Genomic DNA, 23,932 nt, shown 5'->3' on the forward strand with positions numbered 1-23,932 from the left:
CACGCCGCTGCTGGTGCGCTGGGGCGGACGCGGCGAAGTCAAAACGCTGCGCAACGCCGAAGCGGTATCGCTGGCGCTGCCGCTGAGCGGCATTACGCTCTACTGCGGGCTCTACGTTAACGAACTGCTCTCACGCGTGCTGGAGCAGGAGATCCCTTTCTCCGAACTCTTCTTTGATTACCTCAACTGTATCCAGACGCTGGCAGCGGGCAGCGGCTCGCCGGAGCCGGCGCTGCGCCGTTTTGAGCTGGCGCTGCTCGGGCATCTGGGTTACGGCGTTGATTTCCTGCACTGTGCCGGCAGCGGTGAGGAGATCGATGACGCGATGACCTACAGCTACCGCGAAGAGAAAGGTTTTATCGCCAGCCTGGTGGTGAATCAGCGCAGCTTTACCGGCCGTGAGTTACGCGCCTTGTGGGAGCGTGATTTTCCCGATGTGGAGAGCCTGCGCGCCGCCAAACGCTTTACCCGCATCGCGCTCAAACCTTATCTTGGCGGGAAGCCTCTCAAGAGCCAGGAGCTGTTTCGCCAGTTTATCCCTAAAAAGCGGCCGGATGTGGCAAACGACTAGCGCTGGTCGTACCGCCTGATATGCTCATCGCGGTAAACTGCAAACCCACTGAACACATTTAAGGATTGTCATGGCTGAGTTGCTGTTAGGGGTCAATATCGACCACATCGCCACCGTGCGGAATGCGCGTGGCACACACTATCCCGATCCGGTGCAGGCAGCCTTTGTGGCTGAGCAGGCGGGCGCGGATGGCATCACCGTGCATTTACGTGAAGATCGCCGCCATATTACCGATCGCGACGTCCGTATCCTGCGTGACACCATCCAAACGCGCATGAATCTGGAGATGGCAGTCACGGAGGAGATGATCGCCATCGCCTGCGAGATCAAACCGCAGTTCGTGTGCCTGGTGCCGGAAAAGCGTCAGGAGGTGACCACCGAGGGCGGGCTGGATGTGGCCGGGCAGCAGGAGAAGCTCAACGCGGCAGTGAAGCAGCTGAGCGAAGCCGGCATTCTGGTCTCGCTGTTTATTGATGCCGACCACCGCCAGATTGAAGCGGCGGTTGCCAGCGGCGCGCCTTATATCGAAATTCATACCGGTGCCTATGCCGAAGCCCCGGAAGGGCTGGCGCGTGAGGCGGAGCTGGCGCGTATTCGCACGGCGGCGACCTTTGCGGCCAGCCTCGGTTTGAAAGTGAACGCCGGACACGGCCTGACCTACCATAACGTGCAGCCGATTGCGGCGCTGCCAGAGATTTACGAGCTGAATATCGGGCACGCCATTATTGGTCGCGCGCTGTTTAGCGGGCTGGCCGATGCAGTGACGGAGATGAAGCTGCTCATGCGGGAAGCGCGTCGCTAATGGCGATTCTCGGGCTTGGCAGCGATATCGTTGAAATTGAACGTATTGCCGGCGTGATTGCGCGCTCCGGCGATCGTCTGGCCCGCCGCGTGCTGAGCGCAGCCGAGTGGCAGCAGTACCAGGCGCATCAGCAGCCGGTGCGCTTTCTGGCCAAGCGCTTTGCCGTCAAAGAGGCGGCGGCAAAAGCCTTCGGCACCGGCATTCGCGGCGGCTTAGCGTTTAATCAGTTTGAAGTGTACAACGATGCGCTCGGTAAACCCGGCTTACGCTTTTTTGAACAGGCCAGCGTGATTGCCGATAAGCTGGGCGTCAGGCATGTGCACGTTACGCTGGCCGATGAGCGCCATTACGCCTGTGCAACCGTGATCATCGAAGATTAAGGGTGCAACACCACAAATTTCTCCCACAGTGCGTCGCGGCTCTCTGCGTGCTGTGGGTCTGAAATAATGGTGTTATCAATCGGGCAGACGCTTTGGCAGGTCGGCTCATCATAGTGACCCACGCATTCGGTGCAGCGGTTAACATCAATTTCATAAATTGCGTCTCCCATGCTGATTGCCTGATTCGGGCATTCCGGTTCGCACATATCGCAATTAATGCATTTCGCAGTGATCAGTAAAGCCATGGTTGCCGTTAGCGTGGTGAGTGAAGGCGCGCACCTTATCATAAAATGGCCGGCTGCGTCTGGCGGGTTTACTGTGCTGGATCAAACAACATCCAGAACGCGCTCATACACGGATGTAACTCTTTGGGGATAGGTTTTAGGATTAATCTGAGTTATCATTTTGTGCGGTAATGATGAACCTGAATACGTGTCCTAAGCAGCATGAAAATCAATAATCGATTAAAACAACGCTTACTCAATCAGCGCTGCATCGCATGCGGCAACCGGCGCAGCTTATGGGCGCGCTTTATCTCTGCTGATGCATGCCTGTGCGATGAGTGCCTGCACAAGCTGCAGCACAGCAGCCGTACCGCCTGTCGCCAGGACGATGCGTCGCGCCCGGAAACGCACCCTTCACTAACGCGGTGATTCTGGCCTTAAATCAGCTTTTTCACCAGCGCTTCGCTGTGACGAATATGGCTGGAGGCACGCTCCGGATCGTTCTGCACCAGCGCCATGAACAGCATATCCGTCAGTGCCAGCTGCGCGCTGGTAGAGGAGATAGCGGCGCTGCGTGTGCTCTGCTCTTCCGCCACGGTATACAGACACAGCGAAGCACACTGTTGCAGCGAGTTAGGCGTAAAGCCGGTAAACGCCAGCACATCGGCACCGATCGCTGCGGCTTCCTGAGCAGCCAGGTTAATTTCACGCCGCTCGCCGGTATAGGAGATCGCCAGCAGCACATCGCCCGGCGCCATAGCCTGAACGCTGGCTAACAGCGCGTGCATATCCTGCTCGGCCACGGCATTGATGCCAATCTTCATCAGCTTCCACGAGAAATCTTTCGCCACCAGCCCGGATGCACCGATGCCCACCAGCAAAATGCGGTTGGCATTCTTAAGCAGGTGCAGCGTCTCCAGCAGTTTCTCTTCACTATTAATATCCAGCGTGGCGCGAATCGCAGAAATTTTCTCCGCCAGCAGCTTCTCACCCACCACTTTTAGCGGGTCGTCACTAAGAATGTGATTATGGACGGTAATCGCATCGCGATCGGCCAGCGATTCGCTCAGCGCCAGCTTCAGCGCCGGAAAGCCTTTATACCCCAGCTTCTGGGCAAACTTGACCACGCTCGACTGGCTAACGCCAGACTCTTCCGCCAGCTTTTGTGAACTCAAATGCCGCGCCCGATCAGGCTGCGACAGCAAAAAATCCGCCAGCCGGCGCTCATTTAACGCCAGGCGAGGGTAGAGCTGGCGAATTCGCAGCAGTGAACTCATGTTCGGATCCTTAATCCACATTTCCGCAGCGGGCAGCGCCGCGCGAAGTGAAATCTCTGGTCAGGCCTGTCAGATGACAGCATATGGGCCAAGAGAATAAACTATTCAGCTGGCATTGTAGTCACCGGAATTAAAAATGACAGCTTTCTCCCTGGCTACACTGTAAGAGCAGGTACGGTTCGGTAAATAAAAGGAGCAAGGTTTGACTAAGGGTTCGCATCGTCGCGTAGTGTTTTTTGACCTCGATGGCACGCTGCATCAGCAGGATATGTTTGGCACGTTCATGCGCTACCTGCTGCGCCGCCAGCCGCTTAATCTACTGCTGGTCATTCCGCTGCTGCCGGTCATTGGCCTCGGCATGCTGATCAAAGGCCGTGCGGCGCGCTGGCCGATGAGTCTGCTGCTGTGGGCGATTACCTTTGGCCACAGCGAAGAGACGTTACGTCAGCGTGAAGCCGAATTTGCCAGCTGGTTTCGTGAGCGGGTGACGGCCTTCCCGGTAGTGCAGCAGCGCCTGACCGACTATCTCAGCAGCGAGGACGCGGATGTCTGGCTGATCACCGGCTCGCCGCAATCGCTGGTGGAGCAGGTCTACTTTGATTCGGCTTTTTTACCGCGCGTAAAGCTGATTGCCAGCCAGATGGCGCCAGGTCGCGGCGGGCGCGTGCTGTCAATGCGCTGTCTGGGCCATGAAAAAGTGGCCCAGCTGGAGGAGAAGATCGGCACGCCGTTACATCTCTATAGCGGCTACAGCGACAGCAAGCAGGATAACCCGCTACTGTTTTTCTGCCAGCACCGCTGGCGCGTCACGCCGCGCGGAGAACTGCAACAGCTGGAGTGAATCGCGTTACGATTCAGTCTATAATGCGCCGCCTTTTAATCCGCAGGAGCTGCCCGTTGAACCCACAAACTGATGAATACTGGATGCGTCATGCGCTGGTGCTGGCGCAACGCGCGTGGGAGCAGGGCGAAGTACCGGTTGGCGCGGTGCTGGTGCAGGGCGATAAAGTCATAGGAGAGGGCTGGAACCGGCCGATAGGGCAGTGCGATCCCACGGCGCACGCCGAGATCATGGCGCTGCGTCAGGGAGGGAAGATCCTTGAGAACTATCGCCTGCTCGATACCACGCTCTATGTCACGCTGGAGCCGTGTGTAATGTGTGCCGGTGCAATGGTGCACAGCCGCATTACCCGGCTGGTCTATGGCGCGAAAGATGAGAAAACCGGCGCGGCCGGTTCCCTGCTGGATGTGATTGGACACCCGGGCATGAATCATCAGATTGAGATAGCCAGCGGCGTGCTGGCAGAGGCGTGCGCTACCATGCTGAGTGACTTCTTCCGCATGCGTCGCGAAGAGAAGCGAGCGCTGCGTCAGACGCAGCGCGCAGGTTAATTCATCGCAATTTTAGGTTCGACCGCCGGGTAACCGGCACCCAGCTCGGCCTCCAGCGCCGACTGACGCGCTAAACGCTTCTCCTGCTCCTGCAGATAGCCCACCAGACTGATTTGATACTTTCTGATGTTCTCCACATAGTTATAGGCTTCATGGCCGCGCGCATAGCCATAGGTGGTTTGCGTGTAGTAGCGCTTCTGGCTCAACATAGGCAGGCGCAGCTTCACATCCGCCCAGCTATCCGGATTGCCGCCCTGTTTTTGCGTCAGCTTGCGGACATCCAGCATATGCGCGTAGCCCATGTTATAAGCTGCCAGCGCAAACCAGATGCGCTCATCCTCGGGAATGGTCTCCGGCACTTTCTCCATCATACGCTGCAGATACTCGCTGCCACCGCGAATGCTCTGCTCCGGGTCAAGGCGATCGTTAACATCCAGACTATCGGCGGTATTGCGCGTCAGCATCATCATGCCGCGCACGCCGGTCGGGGAGGTTGCCTGCGGATTCCAGTGCGACTCCTGATAGGAGATCGCCGCCAGCAGTCGCCAGTCCATGCTGGCGGAGTACTTCTCAAACAGCGGCTTGATGTCCGGCAGCGTATTATCGATCGCGCGCAGGAAGGTGCGGGTATCAACATAATCGAAGGTACCCACATGGCCGAGATACTTCTCCTCCAGCCGCGCCATCGCGCCCTCTTCACCCATCTGGCTGTAGAAGTCGAGCATCGCAGCGTTCAGGCTGTCATCCTCATTGCGCGGCAGATACCAGGTCACCGGCTCTTCGTCGGTGATATCAAACGCGACCGCCAGCTGCGGATGGATACGCTGCAGCAGGCCGATAGTGACGGAGTCGCCCACGGTGTAATCGAGCTTGCCGTCAGCCACCGCTTCCAGCAGCGCTTTTTGCCCCTGATCGGTCGAGATCGCCCAGTCAAGATCCGGATAACTGTCCGCTTTGGCGGAACGTAACGTTGACAGATAAGCGGAACCGGACTGCACAATCAGGCGGCCTTTCAGATCGCCAAGGTTCTTCGGCCGTGGCTTATCAATGCGGTAGACCAGCTGCTGTGACACCGAGTAGTAGCTTGGGCCACTCTGATAGTGGGCGAGGCGTTCGCCGTTGTATATCAGGCCAGCAGCCAGCAGGTCCGCTTTGCCGTCGTCGAGGTCATCAAACAGGTCACCGAGGTTAGGGCGCACCGTTACCTCGAGTTTGACGCCCAGATAATCGGCGAAGCGTTTCGCCAGCTCGTAGTCCATACCGGCTGGTGCATTATTGATGGTGTAGTAAGTCAGCGGTGAATTGACCGTACTGATGCGCAACACACCGCGTGATTTAATCTGTGATAACGCGTCTTTTCCGCCCCCGTACCAGGGGATGGAAGGCCACAGCGCCAGCGCAAGCAGCACGGTAACCAGACCGATAAACAGATAGTTTATTTTCAGGCGTTTCAAATAGTTGTCTCTTAATGGCTCACAGGCCTCTGTCTTTTAAAGGCAGTATTTATGTTGTTTTGCACTCCCAGAGCGAGGGGCATTTTGCGCAACAAAGCGGAGCAGGGCAACTTATATAGCAAGTTTTGCGCAAAATTCAGGCAAATCCTGAGGCTCAGATTTTCTGCGCAAACGGTTTCGTAACCGGTGCTGTTTCTCTATAATACCGCCCGTTTTCCCTGTTGCGCCCAATGAAGCGTCGCCCGGCGCTTCGAAGACGAGAGATCTTTAATGATGGAAATTCTGCGTGGTTCGCCCGCTCTGTCGGCATTTCGTGTAAACAAACTGCTGACCCGCTTTCAGGACGCTCACCTGCCGGTGAGTGATATTTACGCCGAGTACGTCCATTTCGCCGATGTCAGCGCACCGCTCAGTGCGGATGAACATGCCCGCCTGCAACGTCTGCTGAAGTACGGCCCTTCTCTCGCCGAGCACGCGCCACAAGGGCGTCTGTTGCTGGTTACACCGCGTCCCGGCACCATCTCGCCGTGGTCCTCTAAAGCCACCGACATCGCGCATAACTGCGATCTGCCGCAGGTACTGCGTCTGGAGCGCGGCATGGCGTTCTACGTGCAGGCGCCGCAGCTGAGCGAAGCGCAGTGGCAGCAGCTGGCAAGCCTGCTGCATGACCGCATGATGGAAACCGTCTTTACCGATCTTGATGCGGCGCAGCAGCTGTTCGCGCACCATGAGCCGCAGCCGCTGAAAAGCGTTGATGTGCTGGGCAGTGGCCGTCAGGCGCTGGAGCAGGCCAACAGCACGCTGGGCCTGGCGCTGGCCGATGACGAGATCGACTACCTGCTGGATGCCTTTACCAAACTGGGCCGCAATCCTAACGACATCGAGCTCTACATGTTTGCTCAGGCGAACTCAGAGCACTGCCGTCACAAGATCTTCAACGCCGACTGGATCATCGATGGCGAAAAACAGCCGAAGTCGCTGTTCAAAATGATCAAAAACACCTTCGAACATAATCCTGAGCACGTGCTGTCGGCCTATAAAGACAACGCTGCAGTAATGGAAGGTTCGGAGGTTGGCCGTTTTTACGCTGACGCGCAGCAGGGCGAATACGATTACCATCAGGAAGCGGCGCATATCCTGATGAAAGTCGAAACCCATAACCACCCGACGGCGATTTCACCGTGGCCGGGTGCCGCGACCGGCTCAGGCGGCGAAATCCGTGATGAGGGCGCAACCGGCCGCGGTGCCAAGCCGAAAGCTGGCCTGGTCGGATTCTCCGTATCCAACCTGCGTATTCCGGGCTTTGAACAGCCGTGGGAAGAGGATTTCGGCAAGCCGGATCGCATCGTTACCGCACTGGATATCATGACCGAAGGCCCGCTGGGCGGCGCTGCATTCAATAACGAATTTGGTCGTCCGGCGCTGAATGGCTACTTCCGTACCTATGAAGAACAGGTCAACAGCCATAACGGTGTTGAGCTGCGTGGCTACCACAAGCCGATCATGCTGGCCGGCGGCATCGGTAATATCCGTGCCGATCACGTGCAAAAAGGCGAGATCGTGGTCGGTGCCAAACTGATTGTGCTGGGCGGTCCGGCGATGAATATCGGCCTGGGCGGTGGCGCGGCGTCGTCGATGGCATCGGGCCAGTCGGATGCCGATCTCGATTTCGCCTCCGTACAGCGTGACAACCCGGAGATGGAGCGCCGCTGTCAGGAAGTGATTGACCGCTGCTGGCAGCTGGGTGAAGAGAACCCGATTCTGTTTATCCACGATGTGGGGGCGGGCGGTCTCTCCAACGCCATGCCAGAGCTGGTGAGCGACGGCGGCCGTGGCGGTAACTTTAACCTGCGCGATATCCTCAGCGACGAGCCGGGCATGAGCCCGCTGGAAGTGTGGTGTAACGAATCGCAGGAGCGCTATGTGCTGGCGGTTGCGCCAGAGAAGCTGGCGCTGTTTGATGCCCTGTGCCAGCGCGAGCGTGCACCTTATGCGGTGATTGGTGAAGCCACAGAAGAGCAGCACCTTAATCTGGCCGATACTCACTTCGACAACAAACCGATCGACATGCCGCTGGATGTGCTGCTGGGCAAAACGCCGAAGATGACGCGTGACGTTGCCAGCCAGCAGGCGAAAGGCGATGCGCTGCAGCGTGACGGCATAACCGTGGCTGACGCGATCAAACGTGTTCTGCATCTGCCAACCGTGGCAGAGAAAACTTTCCTGATCACCATTGGCGACCGTAGCGTTACCGGTATGGTCGCGCGCGATCAAATGGTCGGCCCCTGGCAGATCCCGGTGGCTAACTGCGCCGTGACCACGGCCAGCCTTGACAGCTATCACGGTGAAGCCTTTGCACTGGGCGAACGTGCGCCGGTGGCGCTGCTCGACTTCGCAGCGTCCGGCCGCCTGGCGGTAGGTGAAGCCCTGACCAACCTGGCGGCTACCGCGATTGGCTCGCTGCAGCGCGTGAAGCTCTCTGCCAACTGGATGGCCGCAGCCGGGCATCCGGGTGAAGATGCCGGTCTCTATGCTGCCGTCAAAGCGGTGGGTGAAGAGCTGTGTCCGGCGCTGGGTATCACCATTCCGGTAGGTAAAGACTCTATGTCGATGAAGACCCGCTGGCAGCAGGGCAGTGAGCAGCGCGAGATGACCTCGCCGCTGTCGCTGGTGATTACCGCTTTTGCGCGCGTTGAAGATGTGCGCCGCACCGTAACGCCACAGCTGCAGCCCGATGAGGATAACCTGCTGCTGCTGGTGGATCTGGGCAATGGCGCAAATACGCTGGGCGCAACGGCGCTGTCGCAGGTTTACCGTCAGCTGGGCGACAAACCTGCCGACGTGCGCGATGCCGCGCAGCTGGCGGGCTTCTTCAATGCCATTCAGGCGCTGGTGAGCGAGCAGAAACTGCTGGCCTACCATGACCGTTCGGACGGTGGTTTGCTGGTGACGCTGGCCGAAATGGCCTTTACCGGGCACTGCGGTATTGAGGTTGATATCGCCGCACTGGGCAACGATGCGCTGGCGGCGCTGTTTACCGAAGAGCTGGGCGCGGTGATACAGATCAAGGCTGCCGATCGTGCAGCGGTTGAGCAAGTGTTTGCTGACCACGGCCTGAGCAATGCGGTTCACGCAATCGGTCAGGCGCTGCCGGGCGATCGCTTTGTCATCCGTTCAGGTGATAGCGCGGTGTACAGCGAAAGCCGTACCACGCTGCGTACCTGGTGGGCGGAAACCACCTGGCAGATGCAGCGCCTGCGTGATAACCCAGCCTGTGCCGATCAGGAACATGAAGCGAAGAAAAATGACAACGATCCGGGCCTGAATGTGCATCTGACCTTCCGTCCGGAAGAGGACGTTGCTGCGCCAATGATCGCGACCGGAGCGCGACCACGTGTGGCGGTACTGCGTGAGCAGGGCGTTAACTCCCACGTTGAAATGGCGGCCGCGTTCCACCGTGCCGGCTTTACCGCTGTCGACGTACACATGAGCGACTTGCTGGCGGGCCGTCGCGGTCTGGACGAGTTCCAGGCGCTGGTGGCGTGCGGCGGCTTCTCTTACGGTGATGTGCTGGGTGCCGGTGAAGGCTGGGCGAAATCGATCCTGTTCAACGGCCGGGTGCGCGATGAGTTTGAGAACTTCTTCCACCGTCCGCAGACGCTGGCGCTGGGCGTGTGCAATGGCTGCCAGATGATGTCGAACCTGCGCGAGCTGATTCCGGGAAGTGAACTGTGGCCGCGCTTTGTGCGTAACCAATCCGAGCGTTTTGAAGCACGTTTCAGCCTGGTCGAAGTGGCGGCCAGCCCGTCACTGCTGCTGGATGGCATGGCCGGTTCGCATATGCCGATTGCCGTATCGCACGGTGAAGGTTTCGTGGAGGTGCGTGATGGTGCGCATCTGGCGAACCTGGAAGCGAAAGGGTTGGTGGCGCTGCGCTTTGTTGATAACTTTGGCAAGGTGACAGAGCGCTATCCGGCTAACCCGAACGGCTCGCCAAACGGTATTACGGCGGTTACCAACGAAAGCGGCCGCGTGACTATCATGATGCCGCATCCGGAGCGCGTGTTCCGCACTGTCAGCAACTCGTGGCATCCGGCGGAGTGGGGCGAAGACAGTCCGTGGATGCGCATCTTCCGTAACGCGCGTAAACAGCTGGGTTAACTCTGTGACAAGGGCGGCTTGCGCGCCGCTCAGCGTGTCATGAAAGTTCCTGCAAAAGCGGCCCCGGAGGCCGCTTTTTTTATCGCCCGGGAATGGTCGATGACCGCTTCAGACGGCGCTGTCGGAAAATGACGACAGCAGCGCACTTCTGGTGTCGCTAAAATGAGACACTTAACTTATTGAAAGATAAGGAGTAATGAAATTGTCTTACTGGGTGTTGTTAATTAGCGACACCTTAACCGACCGCAATGAGCGGTTTTCACCTTTTTGAAGATATTAACTCTGCTATTTGTCTGATAATTATCGCTATTTCAATTCTGGCACGATATTTGCTACACTTAGTGCGTTGCTCATTCACCTGTTTATGATTGCCCCGTGTTACGGTTGAGCTCATAAAACCCGAATGACGCACCAAACGGAGCCTGCCGTCCACCCAACCGATAATCGCTTGCCCTGCAACGTTATCAAGCATCGGACGCAACGTTGAGTTAGGCTCCACCTATTTTGCAGGCGATGCTGCGGCGTCGTTCTCACGGCAGGCCAAAAGGCCTGCCGTTTTCGTTTTCCGCCTTCCTAACCCGATAATACTTCGCTAGCATGCCAGCAACTCACCTTGAAGGAAGCGCGGTTGTGAAGAAATGGCGTCTGTTCCCCCGATCCCTGCGACAGCTGGTTCTTATGGCCTTCTTGCTGGTGCTGCTGCCGCTGCTGGTGCTGGCATGGCAAGCGTGGGAGAGCCTGGCGGCACTTAGCGAACAGGCGGCGGATACCAACCGTAATACCTTTACCGATGTCCGCCGCAGCGAAGCGATGGCGCGAACGGCGCTGGAGCTGGAGCGCAGCTATCGCCAGTTCTGCGTGTTGGGCGATGCCAGCCTTGCCCGGCTCTATCAAACCCAATGGACTCGCTACGGCCAGATGCTGAGCAGCCATGCCGCCAGTATGCCGGTGCTGCCCTCATTCCGGGCGCTGCAAAGCGCACTGCCGCAGCTGCAGAGTGCCCGGTGTGATAACGGCAACCCGGTGGCACAGGCGGCAAGCGCACTGGATACATTCTCCAGTGCGAATGCGCAACTGGTGCAGGCCACACGCGAAGTGGTGTTCTCACGCGGTTTGCAGCTGCAGCGAGAGATCGCTGAGCGCGGCCAGTTCTTTGGCTGGCAGGCACTGCTGCTATTTTTAATCAGCCTGGCGCTGGTTTTGCTGTTCACCGGCATGATTATCGGCCCGGTCAAACGCGTTGAGCGGATGATAAACCGGCTGGGGGAGGGAAAAACGCTGGGTAACAGCGTAAGCTTCCGTGGCCCGCGTGAGATTCGTTCGCTGGGGCAGCGCATTGTCTGGCTCAGCGAGCGTCTGAGCTGGCTGGAGGCGCAGCGGCACGAGTTCCTGCGCCACTTATCGCATGAGTTGAAAACCCCTTTAGCCAGCCTGCGGGAAGGGACTGAACTGCTGGCCGATCAGGTGGCCGGCCCACTGAATGCCGAGCAGCAGGAGGTGGTGGCGATTCTCGATACCAGTAGCCGCCACCTGCAGCGCCTGATTGAGCAGCTGCTGGAGTATAACCGTAAGCTGGCGGATAGCCCGCTGCAGCTACAGCCGGTGGCGCTCAGTGACATCATCAATGCGGTCGTCAAAGTGCACTCGTTGCCCGCGACCGCACGACAGATACAGACGCACATCAACCTGCAGGTTGAATATTGCATGGCAGAGGCGACGCTGTTGCAGCGCGTGATTGATAACCTCTATTCGAACGCCGTGAACTACGGCAGTGAATCCGGTAACATCTGGCTGCATAGCCAGCAGCAGGGTAACCAGGTGTGGATTGAGGTGGCAAACACCGGCACACCGATCCCGGCTGCAGAGCAGGCCATGATTTTTGAGCCCTTTTATCAGGGCAGCCAGCAGCGCAAAGGGCCGGTCAAAGGCAGCGGGCTGGGCTTAAGCATTGCCAAAGATTGCCTGCGCAGGATGCAGGGCGATTTGCAGTTGGTGACGCGCAAGGATGCGGATGTCTGTTTTCGAATCATTTTGACGACCAGCGCCGGGAATGCCTGATTAATGAAACGCACTTTTTCCAGATTTCTCTCCTGCGCCCTGGTGGCGCTGGGGCTTACGGCCTGCCAGACGCCCACGCAAACGCATGCGCCGCGCGGCGTTAGCAGTCAGCCGGAACCTGATGTCCGCCTGCCTGATTACCTGGCGACTGACTGCCAGAACGTGTGGCAGATCGAAACACCGACTGCGCTGAGTAATCCGCTTTACTGGCAGCGCGCCATTGACTGCGGCGAGCGTCTGTCCGCCGCCGATGCTCGTGCTGAAGCACGGCGCTGGCCGGTTCAGGGTTGGGCGCGCGCTTTTAAGCAGGGCATTTTGCTGGCGAACGGGAACGTGACGCCGGTCGAGCGCCGTCAGTTTGTCGAAACCCTCGACAGCTATAGCGCGACCTACCCGGCAGCGGTACGCCCGCTGTTGCAGCTGTGGCGTAGCAACCAGGCAGCGCAGCTGGAGCTGAGTGAAGCGCGTGGCCGCTATGCTGCGCTGCAGCAAAGTAATGACGCCGAACTCGATAGCCTGCGCCAGCAGCAGACCAGACTGCGTAAATCCCTGGACGAGACCCAGCGTAAACTGGATCGCTTAACCGACATTGAACGCCAGCTGTCGTCACGTAAAGCGCCCGACAGCAGCGATACATCGCACAGTACCAGCGATGCGCAAAGTGAGGAGCAGTAACCATGAGACAGGCCGCCCGTTTACTGCTGGTGGACGACGATCCGGGCTTGCTTAAGCTACTGGGCATGCGCCTGAGCAGCGAAGGCTATCAGGTGGCGACTGCGGCCAGCGGACCGGAAGCGTTACGCCACTTACAAAAAGAGAAAGTGGATTTGGTGATAAGCGATCTGCGCATGGATGAGATGGACGGTCTGGCGCTGTTTGGCGAAATCCAGAAACGTCACGCCGGGCTACCGGTAATCATCCTCACGGCGCACGGTTCGATCCCGGAAGCGGTGGCGGCGACGCAGCAGGGCGTGTTTAGCTTTCTGACCAAACCGGTCGATCGCGATGCGCTGTATAAAGCAATTGATGAAGCGCTGGCGCAGCGCGCCCCGGTGAGTGATGACGGCTGGCGCGAAGCGATTGTCACGCGCAATCCGCTAATGCTGCGCCTGCTGGAGCAGGCGCACATGGTGGCGCAATCGGATGTCAGCGTACTGATTAACGGGCAGAGCGGCACCGGCAAAGAGGTGCTGGCACAGGCGATTCATGCCGCCAGCCCGCGCGCCAGCAAACCCTTTATTGCCATCAACTGCGGTGCGCTGCCGGAGCAGCTGCTGGAGTCAGAGCTTTTTGGTCATGCCAAAGGCGCCTTTACCGGCGCAGTGAGCGCGCGCGAAGGGCTTTTTCAGGCGGCAGAAGGGGGCACGCTGTTCCTGGATGAGATTGGTGATATGCCGCAGGCGCTACAGGTGAAGCTGCTGCGTGTGCTGCAGGAGCGTAAAGTGCGCCCGCTTGGCAGCAACCGTGACCTTGATATCAACGTACGTATTCTCTCTGCTACTCACCGCGATCTGCCGAAAGCGATGGAGAAGAAAAGCTTCCGCGAAGATCTCTACTACCGCCTTAATGTGGTCAACCTGAAGATCCCGGCGCTGCATGAGCGTGCCGAGGATATTCCGCTGCTGGCCAATCATCTGTTGCGCCAGTCTGCCGATCGCCATAAACCCTTTGTGCGCAGCTTCTCAGTGGATGCGATGAAACGTCTGGTCGGTGCCAGCTGGCCAGGCAACGTGCGTCAACTGGTGAATGTGATTGAGCAGTGCGTGGCGCTCACCACATCACCGGTGATCGGTGATGCGCTGGTGGAGCAGGCGCTGGCAGGGGAGAACACCGCCTTGCCGACCTTTGTTGAAGCGCGTAACCAGTTTGAACTCAACTATCTGCGCAAGCTGCTGCAGATGACCAAAGGAAATGTCACCAACGCTGCGCGTCTGGCTGGACGTAACCGCACGGAGTTTTATAAGCTGCTGTCGCGCCATGAACTGGACGCCAGCGAATTTAAAGAGTAGCTTGCTGCGGCAGCGTCAGGAACACTTATACTCATAGTTACCCGTCCGTCATGGAGGGAGCGAAAAAAGGATCTGTGATGAAAAAGATCGATGCAATTATCAAACCATTCAAACTCGATGATGTGCGTGAAGCGCTGGCAGAAGTGGGCATCACCGGGATGACGGTCAGCGAAGTCAAAGGCTTCGGACGTCAGAAGGGGCACACTGAGCTCTATCGCGGTGCTGAATATATGGTCGATTTTCTGCCGAAAGTGAAAATCGAAATGGTGGTGGGCGACGATATCGTTGATACCTGCGTGGAAACCATCATGAAAACGGCACAGACCGGCAAAATCGGCGACGGTAAAATCTTTGTCTTTGATGTGGCTCGCGTGGTGCGTATTCGTACCGGTGAAGAGGACGAAGAGGCTATCTGAGCCTCCTCAGCCGTCACTCTGCCAAAAAAAGCCTGCGTTGCGCAGGCTTTTTCGTTTACAGCACCTTGTGCGGACCAAAGACCTCATAATGAATGCGATCGGCATGGATGCCGGCATCCACCAGTTGCCGGGCCACAAACTGCATAAACGGCAGCGGGCCACAGATCCAGAACTGGCGATCGGGCTGATTCAGCCCGGCAGAAACCGCAGCTAAATCCATTAAACCTCGTGCGGTAAAACGCCCGGCGTCTGTAGATTCCGGCTGACGGTACCAGACGTGGCGGCGAAAGTTTGGCAGACGCGCACCCAGCTCTACAACCTCATCCGCAAATGCATGCTGCGCACCGTTTTCCGCTGCGTGCAGCCAGGTCACTGCCGCCGGATGCTGTTGATCGGCAAGGGCCGCCAGCATTGCCAGCATCGGCGTCTGTCCAACACCCGCAGAGATCAATGTTACCGGTGTGGTCGGTTCTGCCTGCAGGAAGAAATCGCCGGCGGGCGCCGTGCACTGCACAATATCGCCTACTTTTGCATGCTGGTGCAGCCAGCCAGAGACGCTGCCATGCGCTTCACGTTTCACCGCAATACGGTAGGATTTACCGTTCGGCAGATGCGTCAGCGAGTACTGGCGGTGCTGAATATGTTCGCTGTCCTGCGGGCGCAGGCTCAGCGCCAGATATTGGCCCGGCAGGAAATCAGCAATCGGCTGACCATCCTCAGGGATCAGTTCAATGCTTTTGATTACCGCACTCTGCTGCTCAATAGCACGAATGCGAAAATCCCGCGCGCCGCGCCAGCCACCCACTTTCTCCTCCGACGCACGGTAGATCGCCTCTTCCCGCTGAATAAACACATTCGCCAGAACGCCGTACGCTTTACCCCAGGCATCCAGCACTTCATCGCCCGGATTCATCAGCTCTTTGATGGTTGCCAGCAGGTTTTCACCGACAATCGCATACTGCTCCGGCTGAATGTTCAGACTGGTATGCTTCTGCGCGATTTTCTCAACCGCCGGCAGCAGTACTTCCAGATTTTCCAGGTTACTGCCGTAGGCGCAGATGGCGTTAAACAGCGCTTCACGCTGATTGCCGCTGCGCTGGTTATTCATGTTGAACACGTTTTTCAGTTCCGGATGCTGGCTCAGCATACGCTGATAAAAATGGCCGGTGAGCTGCGGGCCGAGCTTCGCAATGGCGGGCAGGGTGGCTTTGACGGTTGCGATGGTTTGGGCGTCGAGCATGGTGAAATCCTCAGGGTGATTTTAAACATGTATTTTAAATGCATCTTATGCCCGTTAAGTCTGGCTGTAAATCCCCCGTTTTGCCTGAGGGTTTCTCACTCAGGATGGAATCTGGCTCGCAAACCAGAAATTTTCAGACCCCTCAGACAGGTAATCAGCAGGCATTTTTGCCTGAATCAGGGGCGTAAAAATCCCGTGCCAGCGCCTTGCCAATCGTTTGCGTAAAAAGAGGGGATTGGCGCTACCGTCCCCTGGCAAAACCGTTTACACTGTTGGCCTTCGCCCCTTTGCCGGGGCTTAAACTGCCGTTAAAAAGTTGCTGAGTCAGGAGATGCGGATGTTAAAGCGTGATATGAACATTGCCGATTATGATGCCGAGTTGTGGCAGGCTATGGAGCAGGAGAAGGTGCGTCAGGAAGAGCACATTGAACTGATTGCTTCTGAAAACTACACCAGCCCACGCGTTATGCAGGCGCAAGGTTCACAGCTCACTAACAAATACGCCGAGGCTATCCGGGCAAACGTTACTACGGCGGATGTGAATATGTAGATATCGTTGAGCAGCTGGCGATCGACCGCGCTAAAGCGCTGTTCGGTGCCGATTACGCCAACGTGCAGCCGCACTCCGGTTCACAGGCGAACTTTGCCGTCTACACCGCGCTGCTGCAGCCGGGCGATACCATCCTCGGGATGAACCTGGCGCACGGTGGTCACCTGACCCACGGCTCACCGGTTAACCTCTCAGGTAAGCTGTACAACGTTATCCCTTACGGCATCGACGAAAGCGGCAAGATTGACTACGAAGAGCTGGCACAGCTGGCGCAAACGCATAAGCCAAAAATGATTGTGGGTGGCTTCTCCGCCTACTCCGGCGTGTGCGACTGGGCAAAAATGCGTGAAATCGCCGATAGCATCGGTGCCTGGCTGTTCGTTGATATGGCGCACGTGGCTGGCCTGATCGCGGCTGATGTCTATCCTAACCCGGTGCCGCACGCGCACATCGTCACCTCTACCACCCATAAAACCCTGGCGGGTCCGCGCGGCGGCCTGATCCTGGCGAAAAACGGTGATGAAGAGCTGTATAAAAAACTGAACTCTGCGGTCTTCCCCGGCGGCCAGGGCGGCCCGCTGATGCACGTCATCGCCGGTAAAGCCGTTGCCTTTAAAGAGGCGATGGAGCCTGAGTTCAAGGCTTACCAGCAGCAGGTGGCTAAAAACGCTAAAGCGATGGTAGAAGTGCTACTGGAGCGTGGCTACAACATCGTTTCTGGCGGAACCTATAACCACCTGTTCCTGATCGATCTGGTCAGCAAAAACCTGACCGGTAAAGAAGCGGATGCCGCACTTGGACGCGCTAACATCACCGTCAACAAAAACAGCGTACCTAACGATCCGAAGAGCCCGTTCGTGACCTCTGGCGTGCGTATCGGTACACCGGCTGTTACCCGTCGCGGCTTTAAAGAGGCGGAAGTTCGTGAGCTGGCTGGCTGGATTGCTGATGTGCTTGATAACATCAACGATGAAGCGACCATTGAGCGCACTAAACAGAAAGTACTGGATATCTGTGCGCGTCTGCCGGTCTATGCCTGATAAGGCGTAAGCGAGCAGTAATGAAAAAGGATGGCGCAAGCCATCCTTTTTTTATTCCTTTTTCTGACCCACTTTGAGAAAGTACTGCCCTTACTGGCAGTGGACGCCGCTGCACTTTCAGAGGAAGAAAAATGACTATCGCATCAGCCAGGTGGCTGGGACTCAGCTACTTTACCTACTTTTTTTGTTATGGCATCTATTTACCGTTCTGGAGCGTGTGGCTCAAAGGCAGCGGACTGGAGGCTGAAAAGATAGGCTTGTTGCTGGGTTGCGGTATGGTGGCGCGTTTCCTTGGCAGCCTGCTGATTGCCTCACAGGTTAAAAATCCCTCGCAGTTAATTCTCGCGTTGCGCCTGCTGGCGCTGATGACCTGCCTGTTCGCGCTGGGGTTCTGGCTGGGTGGCCAGTGGTTGTGGCTGCTGCTGGTGATGGTGGGCTTTAACCTGTTCTTCTCGCCGCTGGTGCCGCTCAGCGATGCGCTGGCAGCAACCTGGACGCAGCAGATTGGTCTGGCTTATGGTCCGGTGCGTTTATGGGGATCGCTGGCGTTCGTCATCAGCTCAGCGCTGACCGGCATGCTGGTTAGCGCTTACTCTGCACAGGCGATATTACTGCTTCTTACCTTTGGTGTGCTGGCGATGCTAACAGGCATGCTGCTTCCGCCGCACACTAAACCTCAGGGCGATGCTCGTCAGGTTGCAAGCGGTGGCTGGTCGGCGTGGCGCGATCTGCTGCGAGAGAACAGCGTCTGGCGCTTCATGCTGTGCGTCACCCTGATGCAGGGCGCGCACGCCGCCTATTACAGCTTCAGCGCCATCTGGTGGCAGGAAGCGGGCTACTCCGCCACGGTGATTGGCTACCTCTGGTCGCTGGGTGTGGTAGCGGAAATTATCATTTTTGCCTGAGCAACCGGCTGTTCCGCCGCTGGAGCGCGCGCGATCTGCTGCTGTTATCTGGCGTATGCGCGCTGGTGCGCTGGACGCTGTTGGGATCAAGTACGGCACTGCCTGTGCTGATCGTGGCGCAGATTCTGCACTGCGGCAGCTTTACCGTCTGCCATCTGGCAGCGATGCGTTTTATTGCCGCACGGAAAGGGGCAGAGGTGATTCGCCTGCAGTCGCTCTATTCGGCGCTGGCGATGGGGGGCGGCATCGCAGTAATGACCATGATTTGCGGCGTGTTGTTTGCCCATTTGCACGGTCATCTGTTCTGGGTTATGGCGCTGGTGGCGCTACCGGCACTGTTCCTGCGCCCGCGGGCGGTTCAGGACTCCAGCAGCTGACGGATGCGCTGCTGCTGGTGATCGCTCAGCGGCAGCTCGGCGTGAATCAGCGGCGGTGAAAACAGCGGCAGCGCCGTGGCGTAAGGGGTAATCACCAGCGCCACATCACGCGGCGCGCCTTCACGCTGGAAGTGCAGCATATCCTGATAGGTAATATTAATGGGCAGCAGCGTCATTTCACGCAGCTGCTGCTCCAGTAACTGCTCAACAGCCGCATCTGCCCCGGTCAGCAGCAGCACCTGCTTCTCCTGAAGCGCGCTCTCCTGCATCAGCCAGGCGCCAAACAGTACGGCCACCAGGCTCACCTCTTCAGCGCTAAAGCGGGTATCAAAATCACTGCCAAAATAGTGTAACGCCCGCTCGGTGGTGCGGAGTAAACGTGGATAGAGGCGCGCCACATCCAGCGCCACGCTGTTATCGATGCCAATGGCGAAGTGGCTGCGATCCAGTGCCTGCGCGAGATGGGTAAACAGCTGCAGTTTAAGCTCCTGCTGATTTTTGATGCGCGTATTGGCCAGCTGTTCAAACCGGGCAATCAGCGCTTCAACCGCCGTCATCAGTTTTTGCGCAGGGAGATCGTCCAGCCGGTTGCCATCGGGGGCATTCATCAGGCTAAACAGCAACGTCCAGAAGTCGGTTTCGCTGACGTGCGGTGCTAAGTGGCAGCGCTTCTGCCAGTGGTGAATAACGTCATCCGCCGCGCTGCGTTCGATTTTGCCCGAGAGCCACGCCCGCTGCCGGTCGTTAAACAGGGCGTTTTGCCGCTGGCAGAGCGCATACTTCATGAAAATCTGCAGGAAGAGCCGATCGCGTGGGGTGAAATTGCGCGCCAGCCGCAGACTACAGTGCTGAATTAACGCCTGCAGGTTCGTCTCATCCCACAACGCTTTTTCAATCCGCAGCACTTTCAGCCGCTGGCGCAGCGGCAGCGCGAAATGCTCGCAGACAAACTCCTGCGACAGGCGCAGCGCACGGCGCAGCCAGAGCAGCAGGCAGAGCCGCCGATCCAGCTCCGTGCCGTGGATGCGAAAGCTGCCATCCACCATCTGATGCAGTTCCAGTTGGTGAAAGCGCTGTATCTCATCACCCACATCCGCGATATCCTGTCGGGCAACAGCAGGATCGACGCCATTTAGCTGGCACAGTTTTTCGAGCGTTAACGCGGGAGCAGGCAGAAACAGCAGCAGTAGCAGGTGGCAACGGCGCTGGGCGCGGCTGAAGAGAGGTGCAGTTAAAGGCGCAGAACTCATCAATCGTGTTATCCGCAGGTCATTTTTTGCTAAGAATAGCTAACTCCCGGCGTTAACCCTGCTGTCTGTCGTGACTTTTCTCAGAGCTTCAGGGCGGGTCACAGTTTTTTCGGGCCGGCAGTCTCTTATTTAAAATTTTGTTACTTTATAACATATGAAAATTGCGCTCATAATCTCTACGCTGTTGTTCTCCACTATTGCCTGGTCGCATCCGCATAGCTTCATTGATATGAAAACCACGTTTGTCAGCGAGAATCAGCAACTCAGCGGTATGAAGATGATTTGGACCATGGACGAGATCACCTCGGCGGATCTGCTCTACGATGCCGGTAAAGCCAAACCGGGTGATGTGGTGTGGAAAAAGCTGGCGGCGCAGGTGATGGCGAATGTACTGGGCCAGCACTACTTCACTGAAGTGTGGCAGAGCGGGCAGCGGGTGAAGTTCCTGAATCTGCCAAAAGAGTACAACCTGTCGCGCCAGGGCAATAAAGCGGTGCTGGAGTTCATTGTGCCCTTTGGTGAGCCGCAGCAGCTTAGCGCCAGGCAATACCGTATTCAAACCTTTGATCCGAGCTATTTTGTTGATATGTATTACGATAACCCGCAAGCGATAACCCTGGATGACACGGTAAAAGCCCACTGCCAGGTTGCGTTACACACGCCCAAACCTGATGATTCGCTGCGGCAATATGCGCTTTCGCTGGATAAAGCCGACGCGCCGCCAGAGGATATGGACCTCGGCCAGCAATTTGCGCAGACGGTAACGCTCACATGTCACTGATCTCGCTTCCGTCCACCTCCCGCCGGCTGTGGCCGCTGTGGCTACTGGTCGCCATCCTGATGCTGGCCGGTGCGCTGCTCTGGCATCACTGGTCACAGATCCTGTTACAGAGCGTGCTGTGGCAGAAAGGGTTGCACCGCGAAATGACGCAGTTGCTACAGCAGGTTGCTGCGCAGCCCCATCAGGCAGGCGTGACGCTGCTGCTGTTCAGCCTCGCATACGGTGTGCTGCATGCGCTGGGGCCGGGCCACGGTAAAGTGGTTATCAGCACCTTCCTGGCCACGCATCCGGCAAAGCTCAAAACCAGTATGAAACTGACGCTGCTGGCGGCGCTGCTGCAGGGCGGCGTCGCGATTGGTCTGGTTACGCTGCTGCTGGTGGTTCTGCAAACGTCATCGCGGCAACTCCATCTCAGCAGTTACTGGCTGGAGAAAGGCAGCTATCTGCTGGTGATTGCGCTGGGCGTGTGGATTGGCTGGCGTGCGTTGCGCGCGTTATGGCATGGGTTGCGGCCGGCGGCCAAACGTCGCATTTATGCCATTCGTCCGCATCATCAGCATGACGAGCACTGCGGCTGCGGCCATGCGCATCTGCCGAGCGCGCAGCAGATGGAGCAGGCCGTCAGCGGCAAAACCCAGGCGCTGGTGGTCTTCTCCATGGGGCTGCGCCCCTGTTCAGGCGCGATTATGATGCTGCTCTTCGCCAAAGTTATTGATGTGTATGCATGGGGCGTCGCTTCTGCGCTGGCCATGGCGCTGGGTACGGCGCTGACCGTTTCGACGCTTGGCCTGATCGTGCAGCGTTCACGCAGGCTGGCGGAGCGCCTGGGCCGCTCGGCAGGCACGCACGGCAGACTATTGATGCCGTGGCTGGCGCTGGCCGGCGCGTGCGTATTGATCGTGGCGGGCATCGCCTTATGGCAAAGTGCGGTACCCGCGGCCAGCGGTATCAGGCCATTCTGATCGATTAATCCATTAATATGGCGGCTCGCTTTATTTCCGCCATTTTTGTTTCCCGCCTCGTATAAATAAATATCCTGCTGCTTATGACTGGTGGAAATAAGGTTCTGTGTCTACGATAAATAATGTCAGCTGACACATCACTTTTAAATTCACTGTAGAGTTCGCTATTTTCTGCGAGGGGAATACTATGCCTGAAATCCGGACGCATAATGGCATTACTGAGACCGTTTCTGAAACGTATACGGGATTGCCGTTGAAACGCATTTCATGGAGTGCGGTATTTGCGGGGGTTATTGCCGCATTAATCGTGCATATATTGTTAGGGCTGCTGGGCACTGCCATTGGTGCAACCACAATTGACCCGCAACAGGAGCAAAATCCGTTAGAACATCTTGGTACAGGTGCACTGATCTGGTCCGGCGCCAGCATGCTGATTGCCATGGCCGTGGGGAGTTATGTGGCCGGACGTCTGGCGCAGCGCGAAGGGGCGCTACACGGTTTATTAATGTTCGGCGTTAGCACCATCATCACCTTATGGCTGGCGATATCACTGGCCAGCGGCATTATCGGCGGCGCCTTTAATATATTAGGTTCTGGCGTAAATGCGCTGGGGAATGGTATTTCTGCCGTTGCGCCGTCCGTTACCAATATGGCGAAGGAAAAATTGCAGGAAAATAATATCAACCTGAATGATTTGCAGAATGAACTGGAGACGACGCTGCGTCAGACAGGTAAAAGCGAATTGCAGCCAGAGAATTTACAGCAGGACGCGAACAGCGAAGCCAATAATGCTGAAAATCAGGCGAAGCAAACGGCGCAAAATCCACAGAACGCGGACGATGATATCGCCGGCTGGATTCGCGGCGTGCTTAACCGTCACAGTGATACGCTGCAGGCTGCCGATCGCGATGCGCTGAAGAACATCATCAAAGCGCGTACCGGCAAAAGCGATCAGGAAGTGGAGCAGATTGTCACGCAGACTGAACAGAGCTATCAGAAAGCGGTACAGCAGTTCCAGCAGCTGAAACAGGAAGCAGAACAGAAAGCGCGTGAAGCGGCGGAGAAAGCCGCAGCAGCAACGGCGAAAGCCAGCTGGTTCGCGTTCTTTATGATGTTGATTGAAGCGGTACTGGCTGCCGTGATGGGCGGTGTAGGCCGCCGTACGCAACCGAAACAGGTGCTCAGTCACGAACGTCGGTAATAAAAAAGGCGGCTGAATCAGCCGCCTTTTTCCTGCTTAGCGCTTCAGCGCTTCACTCAACTCTTCGCGCATGCTGGCCAGCATCGCTTTTACCACACGTGGGTTACCGGCAACGAGGTTGCCTGACAGCATATAGCCATGGTTACCGGTGAAGTCCGTTACCAGGCCGCCCGCTTCACGCACCAGCAGTTCGCCCGCAGCGAAATCCCACGGCTTCAGGCCGATCTCAAAGTAACCGTCGACGCGACCAGCGGCCACGTACGCCAGATCCAGCGCGGCTGAACCGGTGCGGCGGAAGTCGGCACACTGGGTGAACAGCTTCGCGACGATATTGATGTAAGGGGTCGCGTGCTGCTTAAGTTTGAACGGGAAACCGGTGGCAAGAATGGTGCCATCCAGATCGCGCGCGGTGCTGCCGCGCAGACGATAGCCGTTAAGCTGTGCGCCCTGACCGCGTACGGCGGTAAACAGTTCGTTGCGCATGGGATCGTAAACCACAGCCACTTCAGTACGGCCTTTGACGCGTACGGCGATGGAGACAGAGAAGTGTGGCAGACGTTTGATGAAGTTGGTGGTGCCATCCAGCGGATCGATTACCCATTGAATGTCCTGATCATCGCCCGCCAGTTCACCACTCTCTTCGGTGATGATGGTGTGTTGCGGGTAGGATTTGCGAATCACTTCGATAATCAGACGTTCTGCGTCACGGTCAACATTGGTAACGAAGTCGTTGCTGCCTTTCTGGCTGGCTTCGACAGCGTCCGGGGTTTCATAATTTTTGGCAATTAAATTTCCGGCCTTGCGCGCTGCGCGCACGGCGATGTTGAGCATCGGATGCATCGGTATCTCTCGCTGGATGTTAAAGAACGGGGAAAACGGCGC

General features: G+C 57.4%; 19 protein-coding genes and 2 pseudogenes. 15 read left to right on the forward strand and 6 right to left on the reverse strand.

Annotation, left to right across the window (positions count from 1 at the left end):
- The 3 genes from recO to acpS form a co-directional block, all read left to right on the forward strand.
- A partial coding sequence (gene recO, locus HA48_RS16395) for a DNA repair protein RecO (RefSeq protein WP_128602278.1) occupies nt 1-571 on the forward strand: 571 nt, incomplete at its 5' end.
- 70 nt (nt 572-641) lie between these two features.
- Entirely contained in the window at nt 642-1,373 is a 732-nt protein-coding gene (gene pdxJ / locus HA48_RS16400; RefSeq protein ID WP_128602279.1) for a pyridoxine 5'-phosphate synthase, read from the forward strand.
- Nucleotides 1,373-1,753: a holo-ACP synthase gene (gene acpS / locus HA48_RS16405; RefSeq protein ID WP_128602280.1), complete on the forward strand. Its 381-nt coding sequence runs from the start codon at nt 1,373-1,375 to the stop codon at nt 1,751-1,753. The genes pdxJ and acpS overlap by 1 nt, the downstream gene beginning before the upstream one ends.
- Here the strand turns inward: acpS and HA48_RS16410 are convergent.
- Together HA48_RS16410 and HA48_RS16415 are read right to left on the reverse strand one after the other, a co-directional pair.
- On the reverse strand, nt 1,750-1,998 hold the full coding sequence (locus HA48_RS16410) for a YfhL family 4Fe-4S dicluster ferredoxin (RefSeq protein WP_128602281.1): 249 nt from the start codon (nt 1,996-1,998) through the stop codon (nt 1,750-1,752). The genes acpS and HA48_RS16410 overlap by 4 nt on opposite strands.
- A gap of 416 nt (nt 1,999-2,414) precedes the next feature.
- The gene (locus HA48_RS16415) at nt 2,415-3,254 is read right to left on the reverse strand and encodes a MurR/RpiR family transcriptional regulator (RefSeq protein WP_128602282.1); all 840 of its coding nucleotides are present in this window, start codon (nt 3,252-3,254) and stop codon (nt 2,415-2,417) included.
- Nucleotides 3,255-3,456: 202 nt separating this feature from the next.
- On the opposite strand from HA48_RS16415, the gene yfhb reads away from it, so the two are divergent.
- The gene (yfhb, locus tag HA48_RS16420; RefSeq protein WP_128602283.1) at nt 3,457-4,095 is read left to right on the forward strand and encodes a phosphatidylglycerophosphatase C; all 639 of its coding nucleotides are present in this window, start codon (nt 3,457-3,459) and stop codon (nt 4,093-4,095) included.
- Between the two features lie 56 nt (nt 4,096-4,151).
- A complete protein-coding gene (tadA, locus tag HA48_RS16425) occupies nt 4,152-4,646 on the forward strand; it encodes a tRNA adenosine(34) deaminase TadA (protein ID WP_244182887.1) in 495 nt (164 codons plus the stop codon).
- Here tadA and mltF read toward each other — a convergent pair.
- A complete protein-coding gene (gene mltF / locus HA48_RS16430) occupies nt 4,643-6,100 on the reverse strand; it encodes a membrane-bound lytic murein transglycosylase MltF (RefSeq protein ID WP_128602285.1) in 1,458 nt (485 codons plus the stop codon). The two genes, tadA and mltF, sit on opposite strands and share 4 nt — an antisense overlap.
- A 270-nt stretch (nt 6,101-6,370) precedes the next feature.
- Here mltF and purL point away from each other — a divergent pair, with 270 nt between their 5' ends.
- The 5 genes from purL to glnB all read left to right on the forward strand — a co-directional run bounded on the left by purL (nt 6,371) and on the right by glnB (nt 14,744).
- Nucleotides 6,371-10,261, forward strand: a complete 3,891-nt coding sequence (gene purL, locus HA48_RS16435; RefSeq protein WP_128602286.1) for a phosphoribosylformylglycinamidine synthase — start codon at nt 6,371-6,373, stop codon at nt 10,259-10,261.
- 630 nt (nt 10,262-10,891) lie between these two features.
- Nucleotides 10,892-12,319, forward strand: a complete 1,428-nt coding sequence (locus HA48_RS16440) for a sensor histidine kinase (RefSeq protein WP_128602287.1) — start codon at nt 10,892-10,894, stop codon at nt 12,317-12,319.
- Between the two features lie 3 nt (nt 12,320-12,322).
- Nucleotides 12,323-12,994, forward strand: coding sequence for a two-component system QseEF-associated lipoprotein QseG (gene qseG, locus HA48_RS16445; protein WP_128602288.1), 672 nt, complete (start codon nt 12,323-12,325; stop codon nt 12,992-12,994).
- 2 nt (nt 12,995-12,996) lie between these two features.
- Nucleotides 12,997-14,328: a two-component system response regulator GlrR gene (glrR, locus tag HA48_RS16450; RefSeq protein WP_128602289.1), complete on the forward strand. Its 1,332-nt coding sequence runs from the start codon at nt 12,997-12,999 to the stop codon at nt 14,326-14,328.
- Between the two features lie 77 nt (nt 14,329-14,405).
- The gene (gene glnB, locus HA48_RS16455; protein ID WP_007886217.1) at nt 14,406-14,744 is read left to right on the forward strand and encodes a nitrogen regulatory protein P-II; all 339 of its coding nucleotides are present in this window, start codon (nt 14,406-14,408) and stop codon (nt 14,742-14,744) included.
- A 55-nt stretch (nt 14,745-14,799) separates the two neighbouring features.
- On the opposite strand, the gene hmpA is transcribed toward glnB, so the two are convergent.
- Nucleotides 14,800-15,984 carry an NO-inducible flavohemoprotein gene (gene hmpA, locus HA48_RS16460; RefSeq protein WP_128602290.1) on the reverse strand — a complete coding sequence of 395 codons (1,185 nt, stop codon included), beginning with the start codon at nt 15,982-15,984 and terminating at the stop codon, nt 14,800-14,802.
- Between the two features lie 337 nt (nt 15,985-16,321).
- Between hmpA and glyA the strand changes: the two are divergent.
- A pseudogene (gene glyA, locus HA48_RS16465) lies at nt 16,322-17,574 on the forward strand (serine hydroxymethyltransferase).
- 131 nt (nt 17,575-17,705) lie between these two features.
- Nucleotides 17,706-18,856: pseudogene (locus HA48_RS16470) on the forward strand (3-phenylpropionate MFS transporter).
- Here HA48_RS16470 and csiE read toward each other — a convergent pair.
- Complete coding sequence (gene csiE / locus HA48_RS16475; protein WP_128602291.1) at nt 18,838-20,106, reverse strand: stationary phase inducible protein CsiE; 1,269 nt, start codon at nt 20,104-20,106, stop codon at nt 18,838-18,840. The pseudogene HA48_RS16470 and the gene csiE overlap by 19 nt on opposite strands.
- Before the next feature lie 154 nt (nt 20,107-20,260).
- Here csiE and HA48_RS16480 point away from each other — a divergent pair, with 154 nt between their 5' ends.
- The 3 genes from HA48_RS16480 (at nt 20,261) to HA48_RS16490 (ending at nt 23,050) form a co-directional block, all read left to right on the forward strand.
- Nucleotides 20,261-20,887 carry a DUF1007 family protein gene (locus HA48_RS16480; protein WP_128602292.1) on the forward strand — a complete coding sequence of 209 codons (627 nt, stop codon included), beginning with the start codon at nt 20,261-20,263 and terminating at the stop codon, nt 20,885-20,887.
- Nucleotides 20,878-21,849, forward strand: a complete 972-nt coding sequence (locus HA48_RS16485; protein WP_128602293.1) for a nickel/cobalt transporter — start codon at nt 20,878-20,880, stop codon at nt 21,847-21,849. Before HA48_RS16480 ends, HA48_RS16485 begins: the two co-directional genes overlap by 10 nt.
- A gap of 187 nt (nt 21,850-22,036) precedes the next feature.
- A complete protein-coding gene (locus HA48_RS16490) occupies nt 22,037-23,050 on the forward strand; it encodes a TIGR04086 family membrane protein (RefSeq protein ID WP_128602294.1) in 1,014 nt (337 codons plus the stop codon).
- A gap of 36 nt (nt 23,051-23,086) precedes the next feature.
- Here HA48_RS16490 and suhB read toward each other — a convergent pair whose 3' ends face one another.
- The gene (suhB, locus tag HA48_RS16495; RefSeq protein ID WP_128602295.1) at nt 23,087-23,890 is read right to left on the reverse strand and encodes an inositol-1-monophosphatase; all 804 of its coding nucleotides are present in this window, start codon (nt 23,888-23,890) and stop codon (nt 23,087-23,089) included.
- Nucleotides 23,891-23,932 lie beyond the last annotated feature (42 nt).

Origin of the sequence: Pantoea wallisii (genome assembly GCF_002095485.1) — a bacterium.
Taxonomy (GTDB): Bacteria; Pseudomonadota; Gammaproteobacteria; order Enterobacterales; family Enterobacteriaceae; genus Pantoea; species Pantoea wallisii.